Source organism: Saccharopolyspora sp. 6V, from assembly GCF_020176785.1.
Taxonomy (GTDB): Bacteria; Actinomycetota; Actinomycetes; order Mycobacteriales; family Pseudonocardiaceae; genus Saccharopolyspora_C; species Saccharopolyspora_C gregorii.
Genome location: NZ_JAIUKB010000148.1, coordinates 1 through 22722, shown reverse-complemented (window position 1 = coordinate 22722; position 22722 = coordinate 1). Strand labels below are relative to the sequence as shown.

Here is a 22722-nt window from a genome sequence, read left to right as displayed (position 1 = left end):
GGTCCAACGGGATGGGACGAACGGTCCGTTGATTCCCCGCTCAGCCGATGGCGCGACCCGCGTAGTCCGGCGCCCGCTCGGTGCGCTCGGCGATGCGCGCCGCGATCTCGTCCGGGAACGGGACCGAACGGCCCGCCGCCGAATCGACGTGCAGCGCCAGCAGCTCCTCGGTGGCCACCACCGTCCCGTCCACCACCATCTCGTGGCACAGCACCAGCTTCTTCGGCCCGCCGCCGACGATCCGCGAGGTCACCACGAGCTCCGCGTCGGGCCCGACTTCGCGCAGGTAGCGGACGTGCGCCTCCACGGTGTAGAGCGAGCGGCCGGTCTCCCGGTACGCGGCGTCCAGGCCGAGCCCGTCCATCACCGCGTCGGTGGCGAAGCCGAACACCAGCACGTAGTAGGCCTCGCTGAGGTGCCCGTTGTAGTCGATCCACTCGGGCCGCACCCGCTGCCGGAACTCGCTCACGCGCCACCGCCCCGGACGGCCCGCACCGCGCGCAGCACGGCGATGACCGCGCGGTCCCGGTCGGCGACCAGCTCGGCGATGCTGCGCCCGTCGGCGGTCTCCTCGCAGCCCTGCACCATCCGGTCCCGCAGCTCGGTGGTGAGCTCCGGTGCTTCCAGCCGCGTCCACGGCGACTTCAGCGACGGCCCGAAGTGGTCGAGCATGTGCGCCATGCCGCCTTCGCCACCCGCGAGGTGGAAGGTCAGGCAGGGCCCGAGGAACGGCCACCGCAGCCCGGGGCCTTCGGTGATGGAGGCGTCGATCTGCTCCACGGTCGCCTCGCCCTCGGCGACCATGTGCAGCGCCTCCCGCCACAGCGCCTCCTGCAGCCGGTTCGCGATGAACCCGGGCACCTCGCGGTCCATGGTGATCACCGATTTCCCGGCGACCTCGAAGAACCGGGACGCCCAGGTGACCGCCTCCGGGTCGGTGCGCTCGCCGCCGACGACCTCCACCAGCGGGATGAGGTACGGCGGGTTGAACGGGTGTCCGACCACGAGCCGTTCCGGGGTGGCGCAGCGCTGCTGCATCTCGGTCATGCCGTAGCCGGAGGTGGACGAGGACACCACGACGCCGGGCGGGGTGGCCGCGTCGATGCGGGCCAGCAGGTCCTGCTTGAGCTCCAGGTCCTCTGGGGCGCTCTCCTGCACGAACTCGGCGCCGGCGACCGCTTCCTCCAGGGTGGCGGTGACGGTGAGCGCGTCCCGGGACGCGCCCGGTGCCAGGCCCAGTTCGGTCAGCGCGGGCCATGCCGCGTCCACCAGCCGCCGCAGCTTCTCCGCCGCGTCCGGCGCCGGGTCCCACGCCGTCACCCGGTAACCGCGCGCCAGGAAGTGCGCCGCCCAGCCACCGCCGATCACGCCCGCGCCGATGCAGGCGACCTCGCGCACCGCTTCCGGTGCCACCGGGGCTGCCATCAGGAGGTCCGCCGCTTCAGGCCGAGCTTCGCGCGCGCCTGGTCGGGGGTGGCGATCCGCGCGCCCATGCCCTCGATGATCGTCACGGCGCGCTCGACGAGCTGCGCGTTGGTGGCCTTCACGCCCTTGCTCAGGTAGAGGTTGTCTTCCAGCCCGACGCGGACCTGGCCGCCGAGCAGCGCGGATTGCGCCACCCATGGCAGCTGGTTGCGGCCGATCGCGAAGCTCGCCCAGTTGGCGCCCTCCGGCAGCATGTTCACCATCGCCTGCAACACGCCCGGGTCGGCGGGGGCGCCGTACGGGATGCCGGTGCACAGCTGGAACAGCGGCGGCGGGTCGATGAGGCCTTCGTCGATGAGCTTGGTGGCGAACCACAGCTGCCCGGTGTCGAAGATCTCCAGCTCGGGCTTCACGCCGAGCTCCTGGATGCGCTTCGCGCCGGCCCGCAGCATGTCGGGCGTGCTGATGTAGAGCTGGCTGCCCTCGCCGAAGTTCAGCGAGCCGCAGTCCATGGTGCAGATGTCCGGCAGCAGCTCCTCGACGTGCGGCAGCCGGTCCAGGCCGTTGACCAGGTCGGTGCCGTCGACGGGCTTGAGCGGGTCGTCCGGATCGATCACCAGGTCGCCGCCCATCCCGGCGGTCAGGTTGATGACGACGTCCACACCGGACTCGCGGATGCGGCGCACGACCTCGCGGTAGAGCGGGACCTCGCGGGAGCCCTGGCCGGTCTCGACGTCGCGCACGTGGATGTGGACCACGGCGGCGCCCGCGTCGGCGGCCTGCACGGCGGACTCGGCGATCTGCTCGGGGGTCACCGGTACGTGTTCGCTGCGGCCGACGGTGTCGCCCGCTCCCGTCAACGCGGCGGTGATGATCACTTCCTCGTTCATGCGCCCTCCCTGTCGCGGTCGGCCCGGCGCGGGCCGCGGTGACGCTAGCAAGAGCGTTGCGAAATTCGCAATGCTCCGTCCGGGGAGAGCTGAGCTGGGAAGCGGAACGGTCAGTGCGGAAGCGGAAGTGCTGATCGCGATCGCAGAGGAGAACTGATCATCGACTCAGTTGATCGCACGGTCCGGACGGCGTGCCCCTCGGCGGGCGAACCAGGGCGGGGAAGGCGGCGGGAGCGCGACACCGGGGCAGGCCACGTGAGGGGGAACCAAGGCTGGCCACGTGACCGCGAACCAGGGTGGGCCACGTGAGGGCGAACCCCGACAGGGCGAACCACGGGAGCAGCGAACCCGGCGCGCCGCCCGCGCCGCATCACCGGCTGAACCAGAACGCCTTCGCCACGGCCAGGAACTCGCGCCGCGCACCCCGCGCCGACACCCGGCGCAACCCGTCCGCCGCCGCGTCGTGCCCCACCCCGTACGCGTCCATCCCGGCCCGGCGGCACAGCGCGATCGACCGGCGCAGGTGGAACTTCGAGGTCACCACGGTCACCGCGTGCAGCCCGAAGTCCGCGACCGCGCCGCGGCAGGACGCCCAGGTGTCCACACCGGACTCGTCCATCACCACCGCCCGCTCCGGAATCCCGTGGCGCAGCAGGAAGTCCCGCATCACGACCGGTTCGCTGTACCCGCGGGAGTGCGGGCTGCCGCTGACCAGGATCCACCGCACCCGGCCCGCCCGGTGCAGCTCCACCGCGACGGCGAGCCTGCCCTGCAGGATCCGGCTCGGCAGCCCGTCGCGGCGCACCCCGGCGCCCAGCACCAGCGCGACCTCGGCGGCGGGCACGTCGGCCACCGTCCGCACCCGGCCGCGGCTGCGCGCCAGCACCCACCACGACGGCAGCGCGGCCAGCACCACCGCGGCACCCGCCGCACCACACCATCGCCTGCGCACGGGGCAAGTGTGCCGTGCCGCGGCCCGGTCGCCGACAGCGGCCGAACGGGTGCCGCCCGGACCGAGCCGGACGGCACCCACGGCGGATCAGGCCTCGTGCAGCCTCGGTTCGCCGTCGGCGACGGTGAAGCTCCGCGCGGTGCTCGCCGCACCGCCCGGTTCCGTCACGTGCGGCACCGTCCGGAAGTCCGCCCGCAGCTCGTCCGCGCCGAACCGGGTGCGCACGTAGCCGCGGCGGTTCCGGTGGAACTTGATGTGCGGGTTCTCCGCCAGCACCGCCGACTTCGGGTCGTCGTCCCCGTCGCCGCCGCTGGTGATCGAGGTGGTGACCAGCTCGGTGCCGACGACCGCCGAGTCCGGGTCCTCGTGCGCGGCCTGCACCTCCGCGGCCCAGTGCCGGTGCACGTCGCCGGTCAGCACCACCGCGTTGAGCGCCTGCGCGAGCCCCGTGGCGATCCGGTCCCGGTTCGCCACGTACCCCGCCCACGAGTCGGTGCTGAACGCGACGCCCTCGTCCACGTCGTTGTCCAGCCGGGAGAAGAACACCTGCTGCCCCAGCACGTCCCAGCGCGCCTGCGAGGTGGTGAGCCCGTCCAGCAGCCAGCGCTCCTGCTCGGCGCCGGTGATCGTGCGGTCCGGTTCCAGCCGCTCCGCGCAGTCCACGTTCCCGGCGTCGTCGCAGGGCTGGTCGTCGCGGTACTGGCGGGTGTCGAGCATGTGGAACGTGGCCAGCCCGCCCCAGCCCAACCGGCGGTACAGCCGCATGTCGGCGCCGACGGGCTTGGCCGAGGAGCGCAGCGGCATGTTCTCGTAGTACGCCTGGAACGCGGCGGCGCGCCGGTCGAGGAAGTGCTCGTCGGGCGTCTCCGGCACGTCCCCGGCCCAGTTGTTCTCGGTCTCGTGGTCGTCCCACACGACGATCCACGGCGCGGTGGCGTGCGCGAGCTGCAGGTCGGCGTCGGTCTTGTACTGGGCGTGCCGCTGCCGGTAGTTCGCCAGCGTTCGGGTCTCCGGCCCGAGCACCCGTCGCACGTCGTCGTCCTCGGCGGCGTACTCGTACTGGTAGTCGCCGAGGTGCAGGATCAGCCCGGGCTGGTCCTCGGCCATCCGCCGGTAGGCGGTGAAGTGGCCCTGGCCGAAGTGCGCGCAGGACGCGAAGCACATGGTCAGCGGGTCGAGCGAGCCGGGCGCGGGGGCGGTGCGGGTGCGGCCGGCACGGGACACGGCGCCTTCGGCGCGGAACCGGTAGTGGTACTCGGCGCCGGGCCGCAGTCCTTCGAGCTCGACGTGCACGCTGTGGCCGAGCTCCGGTGCGGCCTGGGCCTGGCCGCGCCGCACGACGCGGCTGAACCGCTCGTTCTCGGCGACCTCCCACTGCACGTCGACGACCTTGTCGGGCATGCCGCCGCGGCCGTCGTCGGCGGTCGGGTCGGGGGCGAGCCTGGTCCAGAGCACGACGCCGTCCGGAACGGGGTCGCCGGAGGCGACGCCGAGGGTGAACGGGTCGCGGAGCGGGCGTCCGGTGCCCGCGCCGCGCAGCGGTAGCGGTCCGGCGAGGGCGGTTCCCGCGAGCGCGGTGCCGCCCAGCGCGGCCGCGCCGCCGAGCAGCACGGCGCGCCGGGACACGGATCGGGATGTGGTGGGGTCGGGCATTCGGGCGGTCCTCCCAGAGACCTCGGTGGTCGCCGCGGCCGACGTGCTCGGTGCACGTCGAAGCAGGCGTGCGCCCGCTTTCGGCTTCACTCGAACGGGTGGAAAGGTATCCGCGCCCGGTGGGCATCCGGTTAACTTCTGGCGAAGACGGGTTGTTGATCACCGCGACCGCGCCGCAGGGCCTTCCGCGAAGCGGGAGGAGCGATCAGCGCGGGCGCCAGCCGGACCGGCCGGGAGGCCCGGACGGGCCGGGTGGGCGAGAGGGGCGAGGGCGGCGTTCCCACGGACGGTTCGTGGGCTTCGTCGGAGCCATGCGGCAGAACCTAAGCCACAGCGCCTCGATGGTGTGAACCGCCCTCGGGTTCCGGTGACATTTCCCGCATGCCGATCTACCTGCGAAGATCGGCAGCAGGGGCCGGTCGGCGGCGACCGCGCCGCGCCGCCGCCCGGCCCACCCGTCCCAGCTCGACCCGGGCCCACCTCGACGGTTCCGCACCGGCAAGATCGGCCGCCGGCACGACCGGGCGATCACCGGAGATCAGTTCCGCGCTACCGGGGCGCGCGCCGCGCACGTCCGCGGCCGGTCACCGCTCGCCGATCCGCGTTCCGCGCCATCGAGTGACGACGGATCGGGTGCCCGGTTGTTGAGGCTTGGCACTCGCGTGGGTAGAGTGCCAATCAGCACGGCGCCGCTGCGCCCCGGCACCCGCGACGACGGGGAGCCACGGAGCCGTCACCCAAACCACAGCCAACGCTTACGCAGGCCCCAGAAGGTGGAGGTCACACCGTGGCGAGCATCAAGCCGCTTGAGGACAAGATCGTTGTCCAGGCGAGCGAAGCCGAGACGACCACTGCGTCCGGCATCGTGATCCCGGACACCGCCAAGGAGAAGCCCCAGGAGGGCAAGGTCCTGGCCGTCGGCCCGGGTCGCGTCGACGACAAGGGCAACCGCGTCCCCGTCGACGTGCAGGAAGGTGACGTCGTCATCTACTCCAAGTACGGCGGCACCGAGGTCAAGTACAACGGCGAGGAGTACCTGATCCTCTCCGCCCGCGACGTGCTGGCCGTCGTCAACTGACGACCCGCACCATGCGCACCCCACCGCCCCGGTGGTCCCGCCTCCGGGACCCCGGGGCGGTGGTCTATCCCAGGCCGGACGTCGCGCCCGCACGCATGCGGCGACTCCGCCGACCCGACGCCGCACCGGGGCGGTCCACCGGGCAGCCGTCCGGACCGCTCCGGCGCGCCGGGTCGAACCGAGTTCGCGCCGGGGCGACCACGACCGGCCTCCGAACACCCCATGCTGAAGGGCTGTTGAAACATGGCTAAGCAGATCAGCTTCGACGAGCAGGCGCGCCGCGCGCTGGAGCGCGGTGTCAACCAGCTCGCCGACGCCGTGAAGGTGACCCTCGGGCCGCGCGGCAGGCACGTGGTGCTGGACAAGCAGTTCGGCGGCCCGCAGGTGACCAACGACGGCGTCACCATCGCGCGCGAGATCGAGCTCGACGACCCGTACGAGAACCTCGGTGCCCAGCTCGCCAAGAACGTCGCCACCAAGACCAACGACGTCGCGGGCGACGGCACCACCACCGCGACCGTGCTGGCCCAGGCCCTGGTCAAGGAAGGCCTGCGCAACCTGGCCGCCGGCGCCAACCCTGCCTCGCTGGGCAAGGGGGTCCAGGCCGCCACCGACGCGGTCGTCGAGGCGCTCAAGGCCAAGGCCACCCCGGTCAAGGGCCGCGACAACATCGCCCAGATCGCCACCGTCTCCTCCCGCGACGAGAACATCGGCGCGCTGGTCGGCGAGGCGATGGAGAAGGTCGGCGAGGACGGCGTCATCAGCATCGAGGAGTCCTCGACGCTGGCCACCGAGCTGGAGGTCACCGAGGGCGTCCAGTTCGACAAGGGCTTCGTCTCCCCGTACTTCGTCACCGACGCGGAGCGGCAGGAAGCGGTCCTGGAGGACACCCAGATCCTGCTGCACCGGGACAAGATCTCGAACATCCAGGACCTGCTGCCGCTGCTGGAGAAGGTCGCCCAGAACGGCAAGCCGCTGCTGATCATCGCCGAGGACGTCGAGGGCGAGGCGCTGTCGACCCTGGTCGTCAACGCGATCCGCAAGACCTTCCGGGTCGTCGCGGTCAAGGCCCCCTACTTCGGCGACCGCCGCAAGGCGTTCCTGGACGACCTCGCCGCCGTCACCGGTGCGCAGGTCATCGCCCCCGAGGTCGGGCTCAAGCTCTCCGAGGCCGGCCCCGAGGTCCTGGGCAGCGCCCGCCGCGTCACCGTCACCAAGGACGACACCATCCTCGTCGACGGCCACGGCAGCAAGGACGACGTGCAGGCCCGCGTCGAGCAGATCCGCAAGGAGATCGAGGCCAGCGACTCCGACTGGGACCGCGAGAAGCTGCAGGAGCGGCTCGCCAAGCTCGCCGGCGGCGTCGCCGTGATCAAGGTCGGCGCGGCCACCGAGACCGAGCTCAAGGAGCGCAAGTCCCGCATCGAGGACGCCGTCGCGGCGTCCAAGGCGGCGGCCGAGGAGGGCAGCGTCCCCGGCGGCGGTTCCAGCCTCATCCACGCGTCCAAGGCGCTGGAGGGCGACCTCGGCCTCACCGGTGACGAGGCCACCGGCGTGCGGCTCGTCCGCAAGGCGCTCGAAGCCCCGCTGTTCTGGATCGCCAGCAACGCGGGCCAGGAAGGCGCCGTCGTCGTCTCCAAGGTCCGCGACCTCGACTGGGGCGCCGGCTACAACGCCGCCGACCTCACCTTCGGCGACCTGATCGAGCCGGGCATCGTCGACCCGCTGAAGGTCACCCGCTCCGCGGTCGCCAACGCGGCCTCCATCGCGCGCATGGTGCTGACCACCGAGAGCGCCGTGGTGGAGAAGCCGGAGGAGGAAGCGGAGCAGGCCGCGGGCCACGGCCACGGCCACTCCCACTGACCTCCCGAGGAACTCCGGCCCGGCGGTGGGCCGGCGGGTTCCCGCGGACCGACGCGGAAGCGCCGGGTTCGCGAGGGGCCGCCGGGGCCCGCGGGGCCCGGTCACCGGGCCAGGTCGTCGCGCTCAGCGGCGGTACCGCTGACGAGGAGTACCGAGAACGGCTCCGGCCGGTGGTCCTGCCGCCGGAGCAGGACGTGGGTCAGGGGCGGCACCCACGGGTGTCGCCCCTGATTCGTTTCCGCGCTCGCTCCGGGGTCCGCAGCGGATGACGCCCCTCGCAGTCATCCGATTCGGCCCGCCCGGTGCGGGCGCCGCCACCGCCGTTCGCGCGGCGGTCGCGTCTCAACCGGCCAGTGCGGCCACCCGGCGCTTGCGGGTCTTGATGATCACTTCGCGCTCGGACTCCGAAAGCCCACCCCAGATCCCGTAGGGCTCCTGCACGGCCAGCGCGTGCCGGCGGCACTGGTCCAGAACCGGGCAGTGCTGGCACACCTCTTTCGCCTTCGACTCACGCCGCGCCCGTGCCGGGCCGCGTTCGCCGTCGGGATGGAAGAAGTACGCGCTGTCCATCCCGCGACACGAACCCTTGATCTGCCAGTCCCAGATGTCCGCGTTCGGGCCTGGAAGACGTCGAGTGTCGGCCATTGCGACAACCACCTCCCACCGGTGGATCCCCTCCCCGCCACGGCGGCTGCCGTGGCCTCGCATGATCCAAGGTAGAACCGCGCCAATACTTGTTCAACCCCTTTCGCGCCGAAAGCTGTTCACTGACGGGTGATCTCTGACCGGTGGCATCCGGGTGCACCCGCTTGCCACCGGCCGCCACGATCCGGAACATGACCGCGTGACCATGCGGGAGGAACCCCTGTCCGGGCAGCACGGCGCCGCCCGGGCGGTTGATCCACGACTTGCCGACCACCCGGACGGCCCTGCGCTCGCCGGCGGCGCCGCAGGCACCGGCGAAGATCGGAACGGCGCCCACCGCAAGATCGCGGAGGCGGGCGCGGACCGAGCCGCCGGCGAGGGCGGCAGGCACCGTCGCGATACGGAGCCGACGGCCCGGCAGGACGGGGATCCGGGCACCACCGCCGAAGACCGGTCGGGAACGTCGGGAGGAGCGGACGCGGACGGCGCACCGGACGACCGGCCGGACGCCGAGCTCGCCACCGGACTGCTCGGCGCGGCAGAACCGTCCGGCGCCGCCGAGCCGGAGGAGCCCCGCCTCTCCGTCGCGGCCGTCGCCCGCAGGCTCGGCGGCGCGCCCGCGACCCTGCGCACCTGGGACCGCCGCTACGGGCTGGGCCCCACCGACCACGCCACCGGGCGCCACCGCCGCTACGGGCCCGAGGACGTCGCCCGGCTGGAGCAGATGCAGCGAGCCCTGCTCCGCGGCGCGTCCCCGGCCGAAGCCGCCCGCTACGCGCTCGCCGCGACCCCGCCGCTGCCCCGGCACGAGGACGGCGCGGCGGTGCCCGCCGCCCCCGCGACCGCCGAACCCGTCCTCATCTCCGGCGTGCTCGACCCGCTGGACGAGGAACCCGTCGCGTCCGCCGCCAACCCGGGCGGGCGGGGTCTGCGCCTGACCGGTGCCGGACCGCGCGCCCGGGGACTGGGGCGGGCGGTCCTCGCGCTGGACGCCTGGCACCAGCAGCGCCTGCTCGCCGAGTCGATCGAGCACCACGGCGTGCTCGCCACCTGGTCCGAGGTGCTGTCGCCGGTGCTGACCGCGGTGACCGGGCGCTGGCAGCACACCGGGACCGGGGTGGAAGCGCTGCGGCTGCTCGCCGACAGCGCGTCGACCGCGTTACGCGCGGTGCTGGCCACCGCTCCCGAACCGCGCAACCCGCGCCCGGTGCTGCTCGCGCCGGTGCCGGGGGAGCAGCAGGAGCTGGAGCTGGTCGCGCTGGCCGCCGAACTGGCCGCCCGCGGCGTGGGGATCCGGTTGTTCGGCGCGGGCCTGCCGCCGGAGGGCTTGAACGCCGCGGTGCGCCGGGCGGCGCCGTCGGTGGTGGTGCTCTGGTCGGAGCAGCCGCACTACGCGGCGCCCGCACTGCTCGCCGGCTTGCCCGGGACGCGCCAGCGGGCCCGGGTGTTCGCCGCCGGATCGGGCTGGGCGCCGGGCCGGTTGCCGGGGCATGCGGAGACGGTCTCGAACCTCGCGGAGGCCGCGGAAGGCGTCGTTCGCGTCGTGCTCGATTGACATGTGACGCAAATCACTTATGGCAAGTTTCCGCCGAATGCCGGGGGTCGCGAGATCGGGTGGCTGATCGCCCGACAGGGCCACAACAGGGTGAATATCGCAGGTATGGGCCTTGAGCGAGGGGTGACATCGGCTCTCGCCCGCACCCGCGTCGGGCCCTGCTCCGTTCCGGTGAATATCTCGAACGAGTGGCGTGAGCCGATCTCTGGACGGATTCAGCACTAGATCGTGTCAAGGTTCGCCGCACTGCGTCCGATAGGGGAAGAGGAACGTCACTCGCCTGCAGGAAGGAGTTCCCGTGACGACGGTCCTGATCTGTGATGACCGACGCAGCGTCCGGGAAGGGCTCACTCGCGTGATGTCTGCTGTCCCAGGAGTGAGCCGGATTGATTGCGTAGCACACGGTGACGAGCTGCTCGCGCGCTTCGCGCGGCAAGCGGTGGACGTCGTGCTGGTCGGCACCCAACGCGCGGTGCCGAACGGTGTCGAGGCCACCAGGCGGCTCGTCTCCGCCCACCCCCAGGCCAACGTGATCGTCTTCGGTGCGCCGGACGACGCGGGCAGCATCGCGGCGGCCATCGCCGGCGGTGCGCGCGGATACCTGCGCTGGGACGCCTCGCGGCCGGAGCTGGTCGCCGCGCTGGCGCACACCTTGGCCAGCACGTCCGTCCCCGCGCCGCGGCAGCCGTCCGATCCGGGCGTGCAGCTCACCGAACGCGAGCTGCAAGTGCTGCGGGGGATGAGTCAGGGGAAGAGCAACGGCCAGATCGGCCGCGAGCTCTACCTGTCCGAGGACACCGTCAAGACCCACGCCCGTCGGCTCTTCCGGAAGCTCGGAGTGCGCGATCGGGCACAGGCGGTGGCGCACGGGTTCAGACGAGGGCTGGTCGCCTGAGTCGAACGGGACTCCGCGGATGCCCACCTGCTCGCTCGATCATCCGGGTTCCGGTCGGAGCACGACGTGCGCCGATCGCCCGCGGGCGGCGGGCCGCGCCTCGCATCGCGTTCGTCCAGGGCGGTTCGCCCCGGACGACTCCGGTGCCCGGCACAGCCCGGCGACCGGGCCCTCGCTCGCGAGGGCTCGACCGATGATCCGAGGAGGTTCCGCGGGAGCTCCTTCCTGCTGTGTGACGCCCCTCGCCGGAAAGCGGCCCGCGGCCGCCGCCCGGTTCACCTCGACGCCGCCGTTCGGGCTCGGCGGCGTCGACAGGACTTCGGTGTCCGCCGCCATGTCCCGGTGCTTCCGCATCGCCGGGACATGACGGCGGACACGTCCCACGACCCGGCCGGGACGAGCCGGGAGTCGACCGTCGTGTCGCGAACGTCCCCCCCTACCATCCGTCGATCAGTGCCGGTTCCGGACTGCGCGGACGATGCTCGGGTGGATATCTGGTAGTTATGGTTACGTGACAACGACCGCCGCTGGCCCCCACTCCCTGTTCAGGGATCTGTCCTTTCCCGGTACGGTGACCTCGGCGCTGCGTGCGGTGCACGTGATGTTCGCCGAGCAAATCCGAGTCGCTTGAACGCGTAACACCAGGGCTGCTGTCTGCGATGAGCAACGTGGGGGACGGGCTGGACGCACTTGTAGGCGCCGCCGTCGACGGCGATCGTCAGTCGATCGAGCGCTTGCTGGCCGAAATCCGTCCTTTGGTGGTGCGGTATTGCCGCGCCAGGGTAGGACGAAACGAACGGTCGTTCGCTTCGGCGGACGACGTCGCCCAGGAAGTGTGCCTCGCCGTGCTGACGGCGTTGCCCAGCTACCGGGATCAGGGTCGTCCGTTCCTGGCGTTCGTGTACGGCATCGCCGCGCACAAGGTGGCTGATGCTCATCGGGCGTCGGCCCGCAACCGCTCCGAGCCGGTGGCGGACGTTCCGGACACCCCGGAGTCCGAGGCTGGACCGGAGCAGCGGGCCATGCAAGGTGAGCTTTCGGGCAGGATGGCGCAGCTGTTGCGCGTCCTCCCGGCCAAGCAGCGGGAGATCCTGCTGCTCCGGGTGGTCGTCGGGTTGTCCGCGGAGGAAACGGCCGAAGCGGTCGGTTCGACTCCGGGAGCGGTGCGAGTGGCACAGCACCGCGCACTGGCCCGGCTGCGCAAGACGCTGTCCGCGGAGGAGGTGGTCTGAATGGTCGAGCGGGAAGAATCGGAGCGCGCCCCGAAACGGGAGCACGCCTCGGACGATCCCGTCGATTCCGGCCGGCAGGACGACCGTGCGGGCGGAACGCGTGCGCCGGAGGATTCTCCGGCCGTGCCCGCCGCTGGCGAGGGAGCCGAGCTGATCGACAATCGAGAGTCCGACTCCGCCACCCCGGCGGCGTCCGGGTCGCACACCGCCGAGATCTCCGACGGTCCGGAAGGGGACGCCGGGGACCACCCTACCGTCCATTCGGCCCATTCGGCCACGCCTGGCGAATCCGCTGAACGGACCGGCGAGTCCGGTTCCGCGGACGAGGCGGACGAGCAGCGCACGATCCGGGCGGCGCGCCCCGAGGACGAGGTCGTGGCCGAACCGGCGGGCACCTCGGCCGCGGAGTCCGGTGCCACGGTGCTGGACTTCCGGCGACGACCCCTGCTCACCGACGCCGACACCGAGCAGGCGACGGCGGCGGGCCTGATCGACGCCGACGAGGTCGGTTCGGAACCGCTGAACCTCTCCGAACTGCAGGCCGACGACGCGCTGCTCGACGCGCTCGGCGGCACCAATCCGAACGTGCCCGCGGAGTCCGCCGACACCGCGCCCGCGCTGGAATCCTTGCTGGTCGCGTGGCGGCGGGAGGTGGACGCGGCGCCGATCGGCGACCTGGTGGACACCGATGCCGCGGTCGCCGCGATCGCCGCGGGCAGCAGGCCGCGCCGCAAGTCCCGCCGCAGGCACCTGGTCCCGGTGGCCTCGGCCGCCGCGGTGCTGATGATCGGGTTCACCGGGGTCGGCCTCGCCGCCCGGGACGCGATGCCCGGCGACATGCTGTGGGGCGTGGCGCAGGTGCTCTACAGCGATCACTCCCAGGAGGCCGCGGCCGCCCAGAAGGCGCAGTCGCAGCTCGACGAGGCGGAAAGCCTGTGGAACTCGGGCAACTACAGCGACGCGAAGGTGTCCCTGCAGTTGGCGCACGAGACGATGCAGAACGCCGGTGCCCACCTCAAGGAACTGGAGGCGCGGCACCAGGTGCTGGAGAACCGCTTCCAGCAGCCGCACCTGCCGGGCGGATCCACTTCGGAGTCCTCGTCGAGTTCGCACCCGACGTCGACGACGACCGTCGAGCCGCCCCCGCCGTCGAACCCGCAGCTGCCGCCGCCGGACTGGCCGACGCCGACCTCGCCGAGCACACCGAGCTCCTCGCAGGAGCCGACCGAGCCGACGACGGAGCCGAGCGAGACCAGCGGCAGCTCCGACCTGCCGTCCAGCGGGAATCCCGAGGACTCGACCTCGGCGCCGCACAACGGCGGCGGGCTGTTCCCCTCGCCCAACTGAGCAAGCACGAACCCGGATCCGCGCCCGTGAGGGGCGCGGACCCGCTTCATGTTCGGTGGGCTTCGTGCCCGGCGGGGAGGCGGGAGCCGCTGATCAGCGGGTGTTCTCGTTCTCCGTCTCGGTGACGCCGTCGGCGAAGCCGCGGCAGTACTCCCAGCTCATGTATTCGCTGGGGTCCGGGGCGAACGCGGGCTCGTGCGGGCGCATCCGACCGTCGTGCAGCAGCTGCTCCAGGCTGGAGCGCAGCAGTTCCCAGTCGTGGTAGTGCGGTTCACCGCAGTCGGTGCAGTCCACGACGATGCCGCGGACACCGCGCGGTTCCAGCAACGCCTGGTAGACGGCCAGGTCGGTGAGGTCGGAGAGGAGCTCGGCCCGTTCGTCCTCGCCTAGCGGCGGGCCGAACTCGGGCTCCTGGTCGTCGAGCGCTCTGCTCGGGTCCTCCGGGTCGCCCGCGAACGGGTCTGGGGGCAGCGGATCGTGCGGCACGCCCGGCACGGTACCGCCCACCACGACCTGCACCGCCGCTCGGGGCGCCCGCGCGGGTGCGCACGTGCGTTGCACCACCGCTTCCCATGTCTGACCAGCGGGGTCTCTATCATGGAGCAATCGCACCTGCCGCTCGCGCCGGGGACGTCGTCGAACCGCCGCCTCCGGTGGCCCGGTATCGCCGATGAGCCCCCGCCCGGAACCTTCGGTCACCGCACCGTTGCTTGCAGGAAGGCACACCGCCTCGCCATGACCAGCGAACTCACCGCCCCCGGTTTCCCCGCGAAGTTCGCGACGCTCGGGTTGACCTTCGATGACGTGCTGCTGCTGCCCGATGAGTCCGATGTGATCCCCAGCGGCGTCGACACGGGAACGCAGCTGTCGCGCAACGTGCGGCTGCGGGTGCCGCTGCTGTCCGCGGCGATGGACACCGTCACCGAGGCGCGGATGGCGATCGCCATGGCCCGCCAGGGCGGTGTCGGCATCCTGCAGCGGAACCTGTCGGTGGAGGAGCAGGCCGCGCAGGCCGAGGTCGTGAAGCGCTCCGAGGCCGGCATGGTCACCGACCCGGTGACCTGCTCGCCCGAGGACACCATGGCCGAGGTGGACGCGCTGTGCGCCCGCTTCCGGATCTCCGGTGTCCCCGTCACCGACCCCGACGGCACCCTCGTCGGGATCATCACCAACCGCGACATGCGGTTCGAGGTGGACCACACCCGCCGGGTGCGCGAGATCATGACGCCCGCCCCGCTGGTGACCGCGCAGGTCGGCGTCACCGCGGAAGCCGCGCTCGGCCTGCTGCGCAGGCACAAGGTCGAGAAGCTGCCGATCGTGGACAACGCGGGCAAGCTCCGCGGGCTGATCACCGTCAAGGACTTCGTCAAGACCGAGCAGTACCCCAACGCCACCAAGGACCCGGACGGCCGGCTGCTGTGCGGCGCCGCGGTCGGCGTCGGCGCCGACTCGCACGAGCGGGCGATGGCGCTGGTCGACGCCGGGGTGGACGTGCTCGTCGTGGACACCGCGCACGGGCACTCCCGGGCGGTCGTGGACACCGTGGCCACCCTGAAGAAGGAGCTGGGCCACTCGGTGGACGTCATCGGCGGCAACGTCGCCACCCGCGCCGGGGCCCAGGCGCTCGTCGACGCGGGCGCGGACGCCGTCAAGGTCGGCGTCGGGCCGGGCTCGATCTGCACCACCCGCGTCGTCGCGGGCGTCGGCGTCCCGCAGATCAGCGCCATCTACGAGGCCGACCAGGCGTGCCGGCCGGCCGGGGTGCCGATCATCGGCGACGGCGGCATCCAGTACTCCGGGGACATCCCGAAGGCCATCGCGGCCGGTGCCAGCAGCGTGATGCTGGGCAGCCTGCTCGCGGGCACCGCCGAATCGCCCGGGGACCTGGTGCTGGTCAACGGCAAGCAGTTCAAGGTGTACCGGGGCATGGGCTCGCTCGGCGCGATGCAGAGCCGCGGGCAGGGCCGGTCGTACTCGAAGGACCGCTACTTCCAGGACGACGTGCTGTCCGAGGACAAGCTGGTGCCGGAGGGCATCGAGGGGCGGGTGCCGTTCCGCGGGCCGCTGGCGCAGGTGGTGGACCAGCTCGTCGGCGGGCTGCGCTCCGGGATGGGCTACACCGGTTCGACCACGGTCCCCGAGCTGCAGCGGGCCAACCTGGTGCGGATCACCGCGGCGGGGCTCAAGGAGTCGCACCCGCACGACATCACGATGACCGTCGAGGCGCCGAACTACACGACCCGGTGAGGTGCGGGGGGCGGGAGCCGAGGGTTCCCGCGCCCTACTCCGCACCGGGTCAGCCGCGCAGGTGCGCGGCCGCCCACACCTCGAACGAGGTGGTCGGCAGGCCCAGTTCGGCGGCGAACTCGGGGCGGGCCGGCTGGCCGACCGCGTTCAGGTAGTCGTGGGTGGCGCCCATGCCCGGCATCCCGGCGGCCAGCGCTTCGGCCTCGGTCATGTCGGGGGCCGTCAGCGGGACGCCGAGCGCGCCGGAGAGGACTTCGGCGATCCGCTCCATCGGCAGGAAGTCGCCCGCCAGCTCCAGTTCGACCTCGTGGAACCGCGTCGGCTCGGCGATCGCGGCGGCCGCCGCGGCCCCGATGTCCGCCGTCGCGATCAGGGACAGCCGGGTGTCCGGCTTGAGGACGCTGACCAGGCCGCCTTCGACGCCGCGCGGGAACAGGAAGCCCATCGAGGGCAGGAAGTTCGCCATGAAGAAGGCGGGCTTGAGCAGCGTCCAGCTGGGAAAACCGGCTTCGCGGACCCGGTCCTGGATCGCGCTCTTGGCGCCCAGGCTGCGCGCCACCCCCCCACCGGCCTTCGGCCATGCCGGGCACCTCGGTGTGCTGACCGGCGCCGCTGACCGAGGTGTGCACGAACTGCGCCACCTCGGCGGCGCGGGCCGCTTCGACGAGGTTGGTGCCCTGCGCGATCTCCCCGTCGAAGTCGAAGCCGTCCGCGGTGAGCTCGGGCAGCTGCACGGAGAAGACCGCGCGGACGCCGTCGACCGCCGGTGCCAGGGAGTCGCGGTCGCGGAGGTCGCCGGTCACCAGGTCGGCTCCGAGCGCGCGCACCGCGGCGGCGCGTTCGGTCTCGGGGTCGCGCACCAGGGCGCGGACGGGAACGCCCGCGGCGAGCAGGGCGCGGGCGGTGGCTCCGCCCTGCCTGCCGGTGGCGCCGGAGACCAGGACGGGTGCGGGATGGGTCGGCATGCTGCTCCTCGGGAGAAAAACGGCGGGGGCCGCCGTTTGTGCTCCCGTACGATACGGCGGACCCCGCCGTTTTGTGAAGCAGGAGGTGACGCCGTGACCGGAGCGCAGCGCTCGGACGCCCGGCGCAACCACGCCCGCATCCTCGCCGTGGCGGAACAGGAGGTCGCCGCCCGCGGCGCCGAAGCCTCCCTGGAGCAGATCGCCCGCACCGCCGGAGTCGGATCGGCGACCGTGCGCAGGCACTTCCCCACCCGCCGCGCCCTGCTCGAAGCGGTCTCGCACAGCCGCATCGACGCGCTGAGCCGTCGCGCCGCCGAACTGGCCGATGCGCCCGACGGCCGCGACGCGCTGCTGCGCTGGCTCGACGAAGTGGTCGCCTACTGCGCCACCGTCCGCGGCCTGGCGGTCGCGCTGTCCTACGCGGGACCCGACACCGACCCGGTCCAAGGCAACACCTGCGCCGGAGCGCTGGAGGAAGCGGGCACGCCGCTGCTGGACCGCGCCGTGCGCGACGGTGCGGTGCGAGCGGACATCGCCCTCACCGACCTGATCACGGTGATCGTCGGCATCGTGCTGGCCGTCGAACACCGCGCCGACGCCGCCGCCGAAGCCGACAGGTTGTTCCGGCTGACCGTGGCGGGCCTGGCCCCGCACGCCTGAACGCACCGGGCGCCGGACCCGAAAGACCGGGGCGGATGCGAGGTCCGAGCCCGGAGTAGAGAGAATGCTCCGTTGGAGTGCTGTGGTGCTGGCAGGGAGGACTTGACGTGCGGGATTCGGTGGAGATCGGCATGGGCCGGACGGCCATGCGCGGGTACGAGCTGGACGACATCGAGATCGTCCCGTCCCGGCGGACCCGGTCGTCGCAGGACGTGTCGCTGGCGTGGCAGATCGACGCGTACCGGTTCGGCATCCCGCTGGTGACGCACCCCACCGACGCCGTGGTGTCCCCGGCGACGGCCATCCGCGTCGGCGAGCTCGGCGGCCTCGGCGTGCTCAACGCCGAAGGGCTCTGGGCCCGGCACGAGAACGTCGACGACCTGCTGTTCGAAGTGGTGCGCATCGCGGACGAGAGCGAGGAGCCGACCGCCGCGGTCAAGCGGCTGCAGGAGCTGCACGCCGCGCCGGTGCGGCACGACCTGCTCACCCGCGCCATCAAGCAGATCAAGGACTCCGGGGTCACCGTCGCCGCGCGGGTCAGCCCGCAGCACGCCGAGGAGCTCACCCCCGACCTGCTCGCCGCGGGCGTCGAGGTGCTCATGGTGCACGGCACCATCGTCTCGGCCGAGCACGTGGCGCGGGACGGCGAGCCGCTCAACCTGAAGCGCTTCATCGCGGACCTCGACGTGCCGGTGATCGCCGGCGGCGTCGGCGACTACCGCACCGCCATGCACCTGATGCGCACCGGCGCGGCCGGCGTGATCGTCGGCTTCGGCGAGTCGATGGCCACCACGACCACCCAGGTGCTCGGCATCGGCGTGCCGATGGCCACGGCCATCGCCGACGCCGCCGCGGCCCGCCGCGACTACCTCGACGAGACCGGCGGCCGGTACGTGCACGTGCTCGCCGACGGTGCGCTGTCCTACTCCGGTGACATCGCGAAGGCCATCGCCTGCGGTGCCGACGCCGTCGTCCTCGGCGAAGCGCTCACCGAGGCCTCGGAGGCGCCCGGCCAGGGCTACTACTGGACCGCGGCCGCCGCGCACCCGAGCCTGCCGCGCAGCGAGATCATGGGCTTCACCGGTGCCGGTGTCGACCTGGAGAAGCTGCTGTTCGGCCCGAGCAGCGAGGCGTCCGGCACCACCAACCTGTTCGGCGGGCTGCGGCGCGCGATGGCGAAGACCGGGTACTCGGAGCTCAAGGAGTTCCAGAAGGTAGGCCTGACGCTGCGGCGTTGATCCGTGGCCGTCCTTCCCCCGTTGCGCGGGGGTGGGGTGGCGGAACCTCAGCCGCTTCCTCGCTGCGGGATCGTTTTCACAGGTGGCTCCGCCACATGAGAAAACGCTGTCCTCCCGAGGGAGCGGCTGAGAACCCGCGGGTGGTCCGGCTGCGTGCTGGTTCTCCGCTCAGCGGCTCCGCCGCGGACAGGACGAGGACGGTTCGCGGCCGGTCTGGGCCGGTGGGTCGCTGGTCCTGAATCGGGTGGATCGGGCTCGGGGTCGGGAAATTGGGTCGCGCGCAGTGCCGGAAAGTACTGGCTACCCGCGAGTAATGACGGCTAACGTGTCCGGCATGGCTTCCAGCAACGGTGCTCAGGGTCAGCGCGGTCCGCAGCACTACGACGTCGTCGTGATCGGCTCCGGGTTCGGCGGCAGCGTCGCCGCGCTGCGGCTCACCGAGAAGGGCTACCGGGTCGCCGTGCTGGAGGCGGGCCGCCGCTTCAGCGACGACGAGTTCGCCAAGACGTCCTGGGACCTGCGCCGATTCCTGTGGGCACCGCAGATCGGCTGCTACGGCATCCAGCGCATCCACCTGCTGCGGGACTGCCTCATCCTCGCCGGAGCCGGGGTCGGCGGCGGTTCGCTGGTGTACGCGAACACGCTGTACCGGCCGCTGAAGCCGTTCTACAACGACTCCCAGTGGGCGCACATCACCGACTGGGAGGACGAGCTCTCCCCGCACTACGACCAGGCCAGCCGGATGCTGGGCGTCGTCACCAACCCGACCACCACCCCCTCCGACGTGGTGATGAAGAAGGTCGCCGCCGACATGGGCGTCGGCGGCAGCTACCACCCGACACCGGTCGGCGTGCACTTCGGCGAACCGGGCCGCACCGTCGCCGACCCCTACTTCGGCGGCGCCGGACCGGCGCGCACCGGCTGCACCGAATGCGGGGCGTGCATGACCGGCTGCCGCGTCGGGGCGAAGAACACGCTGGTCAAGAACTACCTGCACCTCGCCGAAGCCGGGGGAGCGGAGGTGTTCCCGCTGACCACCGTGCACCGGCTCGCCGAAGGCCGCGACGGCCGCTGGCGCATCGGCACCCGCCGCACCGGGGCGAAGACCGCGCTCGGCAGCCGGGTGTTCACCGCCGACCAGGTGGTCGTCGCCGCCGGGACCTGGGGCACCCAGAACCTGCTGCACCGGGCGCGGGACCGCGGCGACCTGCCGCGGCTGTCGGCGAAGCTCGGCGAGCTCACCCGCACCAACTCCGAGGCCATCATCGGCGCTCAGGTGCCGCAGCTCGGCGAGCAGGACTACTCCAGCGGCGTCGCCATCACCTCCTCGTTCCACCCCGACGAGGACACCCACATCGAGCCCGTCCGCTACGGCAAGGGCAGCAACGCGATGGGCCTGCTGCAGACCTTCCCGACCAAGGGCGACCACCCGGACCCGCGTTGGAAGCAGTGGCTGCGGTTCGTGCGCACCGATCCGCTGAAGGCGCTGAAGATGGCGGTGGTGCGCAACTGGAGCGAGCGCACGATCATCCTGCTGGTGATGCAGAGCCTGGACAACTCGCTGATCACCCGGGTGAAGCGCGGCCTGTTCGGCTCCCGGCTCACCTCCCGGCAGGGCCACGGCGCGCCCAACCCCAGCTTCATCCCCGCGGGTGAGGAGGCCAACGAGCGGGTCGCCGAGGAGATCGGCGGCATCGCCGGCGGCACCTGGGGCGAGCTGATCGACATGCCGATGACCGCGCACTTCATCGGTGGCTGCGCCATCGGCGAGGACGCCGAGCACGGCGTCATCGACCCGTACCACCGGGCGTACGGGCACCCGACGCTGTCGATCGTGGACGGTTCCGCGATCACCGCGAACCTCGGGGTGAACCCGTCGCTGACGATCACCGCCCAGGCCGAGCGGGCGTTCTCCATGTGGCCGAACAAGGGCGAACCGGACCGGCGCGCCGCGCAGGCCGAGGGCTACCACCGGATGGCGCCGATCCCGTCGAAGCGCCCGGCGGTCCCCGCCGAGGCGCCGGCGGCCCTGCGCCTGCCGCTGGTCTGACCGCCGGTCCTGCCGCTCCGCCCCTGCCGCGCGGCACCGGGGGCCGTGGAACCCCGGCGGTCTTCGCGCCGAGCGGGGGACGGCCGATGCGGAGCCGCTGCCCGGGCGGTGGGGGTTAGCTGGGATGATGGGTTCCAGCGCACGCATCCGCCTGGAGGTTTCGACGACGTGTCCGGTAACGCCAACAGCCCTGACCAGTCCCCGGCATCGGGTCCGCCGCGCGAGGGGAAGGGGCCGGTGCTCGTCGTCGACTACGGCGCCCAGTACGCGCAGCTGATCGCCCGCCGCGTCCGCGAGACGCAGATCTACTCCGAGGTCGTCCCGCACGACACGCCGGTCGAGGAGATCGTCCGGCGCGATCCGGCGGCCCTGGTGCTCTCCGGCGGCCCGTCCAGCGTGTACGCCGCGGACGCGCCGCAGGTCGACCCGGCGCTGTTCGAGGCGGGCGTGCCGGTGTTCGGCATCTGCTACGGCTTCCAGGCCATGACCGCGGCCCTCGGCGGGACGGTGGAGCACACCGGCACCCGCGAGTACGGCCGCACCGAGCTGGAGATCACCGGCGACGGCGGTGCGCTGCACGAGGAGCTGCCCGGCCACCACCCGGTGTGGATGAGCCACGGCGACTCGGTCAGCAAGGCGCCCGAGGGCTTCACCGTGACCGCGGGCAGCAAGGACACCCCGGTCGCCGCCTACGAGGACCGGAACCGCCGGCTGGCGGGCGTGCAGTACCACCCGGAGGTCGCGCACTCCCCGCACGGCCAGGAGGTGCTGCGCCGGTTCCTGCACGACATCGCGGGCATCAAGCCGCAGTGGACCACCGCGTCGATCGTGGACGACACCGTTCAGGCGATCCGCGAGCAGGTCGGCGACCGGCGCGCGATCTGCGGCCTGTCCGGCGGCGTGGACTCGGCGGTTGCGGGCGCGCTGGTGCAGCGCGCCATCGGCGAGCAGCTGACCTGCGTGTTCGTCGACCACGGGCTGCTGCGCGCCGGGGAGCGGGCGCAGGTGGAGCGGGACTTCGTGGCCGCCACCGGGGTGAAGCTGGTGACGGTCGACGCCACCGAGCAGTTCCTGGGCGCGCTGGCCGGGGTCACCGACCCCGAGGAGAAGCGCAAGATCATCGGCCGGGAGTTCATCCGCAGCTTCGAGCAGGCGGCCCGCGACCTGGTGCAGGGCTCCGAAGGCGACGTGGACTTCCTGGTGCAGGGCACCCTGTACCCGGACGTCGTCGAATCCGGCGGCGGCAGCGGCGCGGCGAACATCAAGAGCCACCACAACGTCGGCGGCCTGCCCGACGACCTCCAGTTCCAGCTGGTGGAGCCGTTGCGCGCCCTGTTCAAGGACGAGGTGCGGCGGGTCGGCCTGGAGCTGGGCCTGCCGGAGACCATCGTGCACCGGCAGCCGTTCCCCGGGCCGGGCCTCGGCATCCGGATCATCGGCGAGGTCACCGCGGACCGCCTCGAAACGCTGCGCGCGGCCGACTCGATCGCGCGGGAGGAGCTGACCGCGGCCGGGCTGGACCGCGACATCTGGCAGTGCCCGGTGGTGCTGCTGGCCGACGTGCGCTCGGTGGGCGTGCAGGGCGACGGCCGCACCTACGGGCACCCGGTGGTGCTGCGGCCGGTCTCCAGCGAGGACGCGATGACCGCGGACTGGACGCGGCTGCCCTACGACGTGCTGGAGCGGATCTCCACCCGCATCACCAACGAGGTCGCCGAGGTCAACCGGGTCACGCTGGACGTGACGTCGAAGCCGCCGGGCACCATCGAGTGGGAGTGACCGGACTCCGGAACCGACGGGCCGCGCGGATCACCGCCCCCCCCGTTCTCGTTCCCGGGCCGGGACGGCGGTGAACGGTCGTCCGCCCGGGGCAGGGGTTCGCGATCGTTCTGCTCCCCGGGGCGGACATGAGTGAGGGGGGGGGGGGGGGGGGCCGCGCGGGGGCCACCGGCACGCTGGGCCGGGGGTGGGGGGGGGGGGCCGGGGGGGGTGGGGGGGGGAAAAAATAAACGCGCACCGGGGCCCAA

20 protein-coding genes and 1 pseudogene are annotated in these 22722 nt (G+C 72.5%); 12 read left to right on the top strand and 9 right to left on the bottom strand.

The window, feature by feature from the left end; all coding sequences use genetic code 11:
- Positions 1-40: 40 nt before the first annotated feature.
- The 5 genes from LCD35_RS25325 to LCD35_RS25305 form a co-directional block, all read right to left on the bottom strand.
- Complete coding sequence (locus tag LCD35_RS25325) at positions 41-469, bottom strand: thioesterase family protein (RefSeq protein WP_224962378.1); 429 nt, start codon at positions 467-469, stop codon at positions 41-43.
- Positions 466-1425, bottom strand: a complete 960-nt coding sequence (locus tag LCD35_RS25320) for a 3-hydroxyacyl-CoA dehydrogenase NAD-binding domain-containing protein (RefSeq protein WP_224962376.1) — start codon at positions 1423-1425, stop codon at positions 466-468. The genes LCD35_RS25325 and LCD35_RS25320 overlap by 4 nt, the downstream gene beginning before the upstream one ends.
- Complete coding sequence (locus LCD35_RS25315; RefSeq protein ID WP_224962374.1) at positions 1425-2315, bottom strand: 3-keto-5-aminohexanoate cleavage protein; 891 nt, start codon at positions 2313-2315, stop codon at positions 1425-1427. Before LCD35_RS25315 ends, LCD35_RS25320 begins: the two co-directional genes overlap by 1 nt.
- A gap of 370 nt (positions 2316-2685) precedes the next feature.
- Positions 2686-3267: a vancomycin high temperature exclusion protein gene (locus LCD35_RS25310; RefSeq protein ID WP_224962372.1), complete on the bottom strand. Its 582-nt coding sequence runs from the start codon at positions 3265-3267 to the stop codon at positions 2686-2688.
- 87 nt (positions 3268-3354) lie between these two features.
- Positions 3355-4920 carry an alkaline phosphatase gene (locus LCD35_RS25305; RefSeq protein WP_225045073.1) on the bottom strand — a complete coding sequence of 522 codons (1566 nt, stop codon included), beginning with the start codon at positions 4918-4920 and terminating at the stop codon, positions 3355-3357.
- Between the two features lie 787 nt (positions 4921-5707).
- Here LCD35_RS25305 and groES point away from each other — a divergent pair.
- Both groES and groL read left to right on the top strand, forming a co-directional pair.
- Positions 5708-5998 (top strand): co-chaperone GroES, encoded by a 291-nt coding sequence (gene groES, locus LCD35_RS25300; protein WP_184483059.1) that lies wholly within the window; start codon positions 5708-5710, stop codon positions 5996-5998.
- A gap of 243 nt (positions 5999-6241) precedes the next feature.
- The gene (gene groL, locus LCD35_RS25295; RefSeq protein ID WP_225045072.1) at positions 6242-7861 is read left to right on the top strand and encodes a chaperonin GroEL; all 1620 of its coding nucleotides are present in this window, start codon (positions 6242-6244) and stop codon (positions 7859-7861) included.
- Between the two features lie 342 nt (positions 7862-8203).
- Here groL and LCD35_RS25290 read toward each other — a convergent pair whose 3' ends face one another.
- On the bottom strand, positions 8204-8506 hold the full coding sequence (locus LCD35_RS25290; protein WP_224956128.1) for a WhiB family transcriptional regulator: 303 nt from the start codon (positions 8504-8506) through the stop codon (positions 8204-8206).
- 205 nt (positions 8507-8711) lie between these two features.
- Between LCD35_RS25290 and LCD35_RS30345 the strand changes: the two genes are divergently transcribed.
- From LCD35_RS30345 to LCD35_RS25270, 5 genes are all read left to right on the top strand, one after another.
- Entirely contained in the window at positions 8712-10061 is a 1350-nt protein-coding gene (locus tag LCD35_RS30345; RefSeq protein WP_304614391.1) for a MerR family transcriptional regulator, read from the top strand.
- Between the two features lie 298 nt (positions 10062-10359).
- Positions 10360-10956 carry a response regulator transcription factor gene (locus LCD35_RS25280; RefSeq protein ID WP_184483053.1) on the top strand — a complete coding sequence of 199 codons (597 nt, stop codon included), beginning with the start codon at positions 10360-10362 and terminating at the stop codon, positions 10954-10956.
- Between the two features lie 232 nt (positions 10957-11188).
- Entirely contained in the window at positions 11189-11323 is a 135-nt protein-coding gene (locus LCD35_RS30145; RefSeq protein ID WP_255615575.1) for a hypothetical protein, read from the top strand.
- Between the two features lie 292 nt (positions 11324-11615).
- The gene (locus tag LCD35_RS25275; RefSeq protein WP_184483051.1) at positions 11616-12188 is read left to right on the top strand and encodes a sigma-70 family RNA polymerase sigma factor; all 573 of its coding nucleotides are present in this window, start codon (positions 11616-11618) and stop codon (positions 12186-12188) included.
- Positions 12189-12311: 123 nt separating this feature from the next.
- Positions 12312-13535 (top strand): anti-sigma-D factor RsdA, encoded by a 1224-nt coding sequence (locus tag LCD35_RS25270; RefSeq protein ID WP_224956127.1) that lies wholly within the window; start codon positions 12312-12314, stop codon positions 13533-13535.
- Between the two features lie 93 nt (positions 13536-13628).
- On the opposite strand, the gene LCD35_RS25265 is transcribed toward LCD35_RS25270, so the two are convergent.
- Positions 13629-14030 carry a DUF5319 domain-containing protein gene (locus tag LCD35_RS25265; RefSeq protein ID WP_224956126.1) on the bottom strand — a complete coding sequence of 134 codons (402 nt, stop codon included), beginning with the start codon at positions 14028-14030 and terminating at the stop codon, positions 13629-13631.
- A gap of 240 nt (positions 14031-14270) precedes the next feature.
- On the opposite strand from LCD35_RS25265, the gene guaB reads away from it, so the two are divergent.
- Positions 14271-15782: an IMP dehydrogenase gene (gene guaB, locus LCD35_RS25260; protein ID WP_224956125.1), complete on the top strand. Its 1512-nt coding sequence runs from the start codon at positions 14271-14273 to the stop codon at positions 15780-15782.
- Positions 15783-15831: 49 nt separating this feature from the next.
- Here the strand turns inward: guaB and LCD35_RS30590 are convergent, their stop codons facing one another.
- Both LCD35_RS30590 and LCD35_RS30585 read right to left on the bottom strand, forming a co-directional pair.
- On the bottom strand, positions 15832-16341 hold the full coding sequence (locus LCD35_RS30590; RefSeq protein ID WP_308016942.1) for an NmrA family NAD(P)-binding protein: 510 nt from the start codon (positions 16339-16341) through the stop codon (positions 15832-15834).
- 85 nt (positions 16342-16426) lie between these two features.
- Positions 16427-16747 (bottom strand): annotated as a pseudogene (locus tag LCD35_RS30585) (NmrA family NAD(P)-binding protein); the annotation flags it as partial.
- Between the two features lie 93 nt (positions 16748-16840).
- Between LCD35_RS30585 and LCD35_RS25250 the strand changes: the two are divergent.
- The 4 genes from LCD35_RS25250 (at position 16841) to guaA (ending at position 22474) form a co-directional block, all read left to right on the top strand.
- A complete protein-coding gene (locus LCD35_RS25250) occupies positions 16841-17407 on the top strand; it encodes a TetR/AcrR family transcriptional regulator (RefSeq protein WP_224968006.1) in 567 nt (188 codons plus the stop codon).
- A gap of 107 nt (positions 17408-17514) precedes the next feature.
- Entirely contained in the window at positions 17515-18645 is a 1131-nt protein-coding gene (locus LCD35_RS25245; protein ID WP_224956122.1) for a GuaB3 family IMP dehydrogenase-related protein, read from the top strand.
- Between the two features lie 334 nt (positions 18646-18979).
- Positions 18980-20695: an FAD-dependent oxidoreductase gene (locus LCD35_RS25240; RefSeq protein WP_224956121.1), complete on the top strand. Its 1716-nt coding sequence runs from the start codon at positions 18980-18982 to the stop codon at positions 20693-20695.
- A 237-nt stretch (positions 20696-20932) separates the two neighbouring features.
- Positions 20933-22474 (top strand): glutamine-hydrolyzing GMP synthase, encoded by a 1542-nt coding sequence (gene guaA / locus LCD35_RS25235; protein WP_224956120.1) that lies wholly within the window; start codon positions 20933-20935, stop codon positions 22472-22474.
- The last annotated feature ends 248 nt before the right edge of the window (positions 22475-22722 follow it).

Excerpts from the sequence above, each read along its gene's own strand:
- groL (WP_225045072.1), top strand. The coding sequence starts at position 6,242 with ATGGCTAAGCAGATCAGCTTCGACGAGCAGGCGCGCCGCGCGCTGGAG.
- guaB (WP_224956125.1), top strand. The coding sequence starts at position 14,271 with ATGACCAGCGAACTCACCGCCCCCGGTTTCCCCGCGAAGTTCGCGACG.
- LCD35_RS25290 (WP_224956128.1), bottom strand. The coding sequence starts at position 8,506 with ATGGCCGACACTCGACGTCTTCCAGGCCCGAACGCGGACATCTGGGAC.
- LCD35_RS25275 (WP_184483051.1), top strand. The coding sequence starts at position 11,616 with ATGAGCAACGTGGGGGACGGGCTGGACGCACTTGTAGGCGCCGCCGTC.
- LCD35_RS25320 (WP_224962376.1), bottom strand. The coding sequence starts at position 1,425 with ATGGCAGCCCCGGTGGCACCGGAAGCGGTGCGCGAGGTCGCCTGCATC.
- LCD35_RS25315 (WP_224962374.1), bottom strand. The coding sequence starts at position 2,315 with ATGAACGAGGAAGTGATCATCACCGCCGCGTTGACGGGAGCGGGCGAC.
- LCD35_RS25240 (WP_224956121.1), top strand. The coding sequence starts at position 18,980 with ATGGCTTCCAGCAACGGTGCTCAGGGTCAGCGCGGTCCGCAGCACTAC.
- LCD35_RS30345 (WP_304614391.1), top strand. The coding sequence starts at position 8,712 with ATGCGGGAGGAACCCCTGTCCGGGCAGCACGGCGCCGCCCGGGCGGTT.
- LCD35_RS25305 (WP_225045073.1), bottom strand. The coding sequence starts at position 4,920 with ATGCCCGACCCCACCACATCCCGATCCGTGTCCCGGCGCGCCGTGCTG.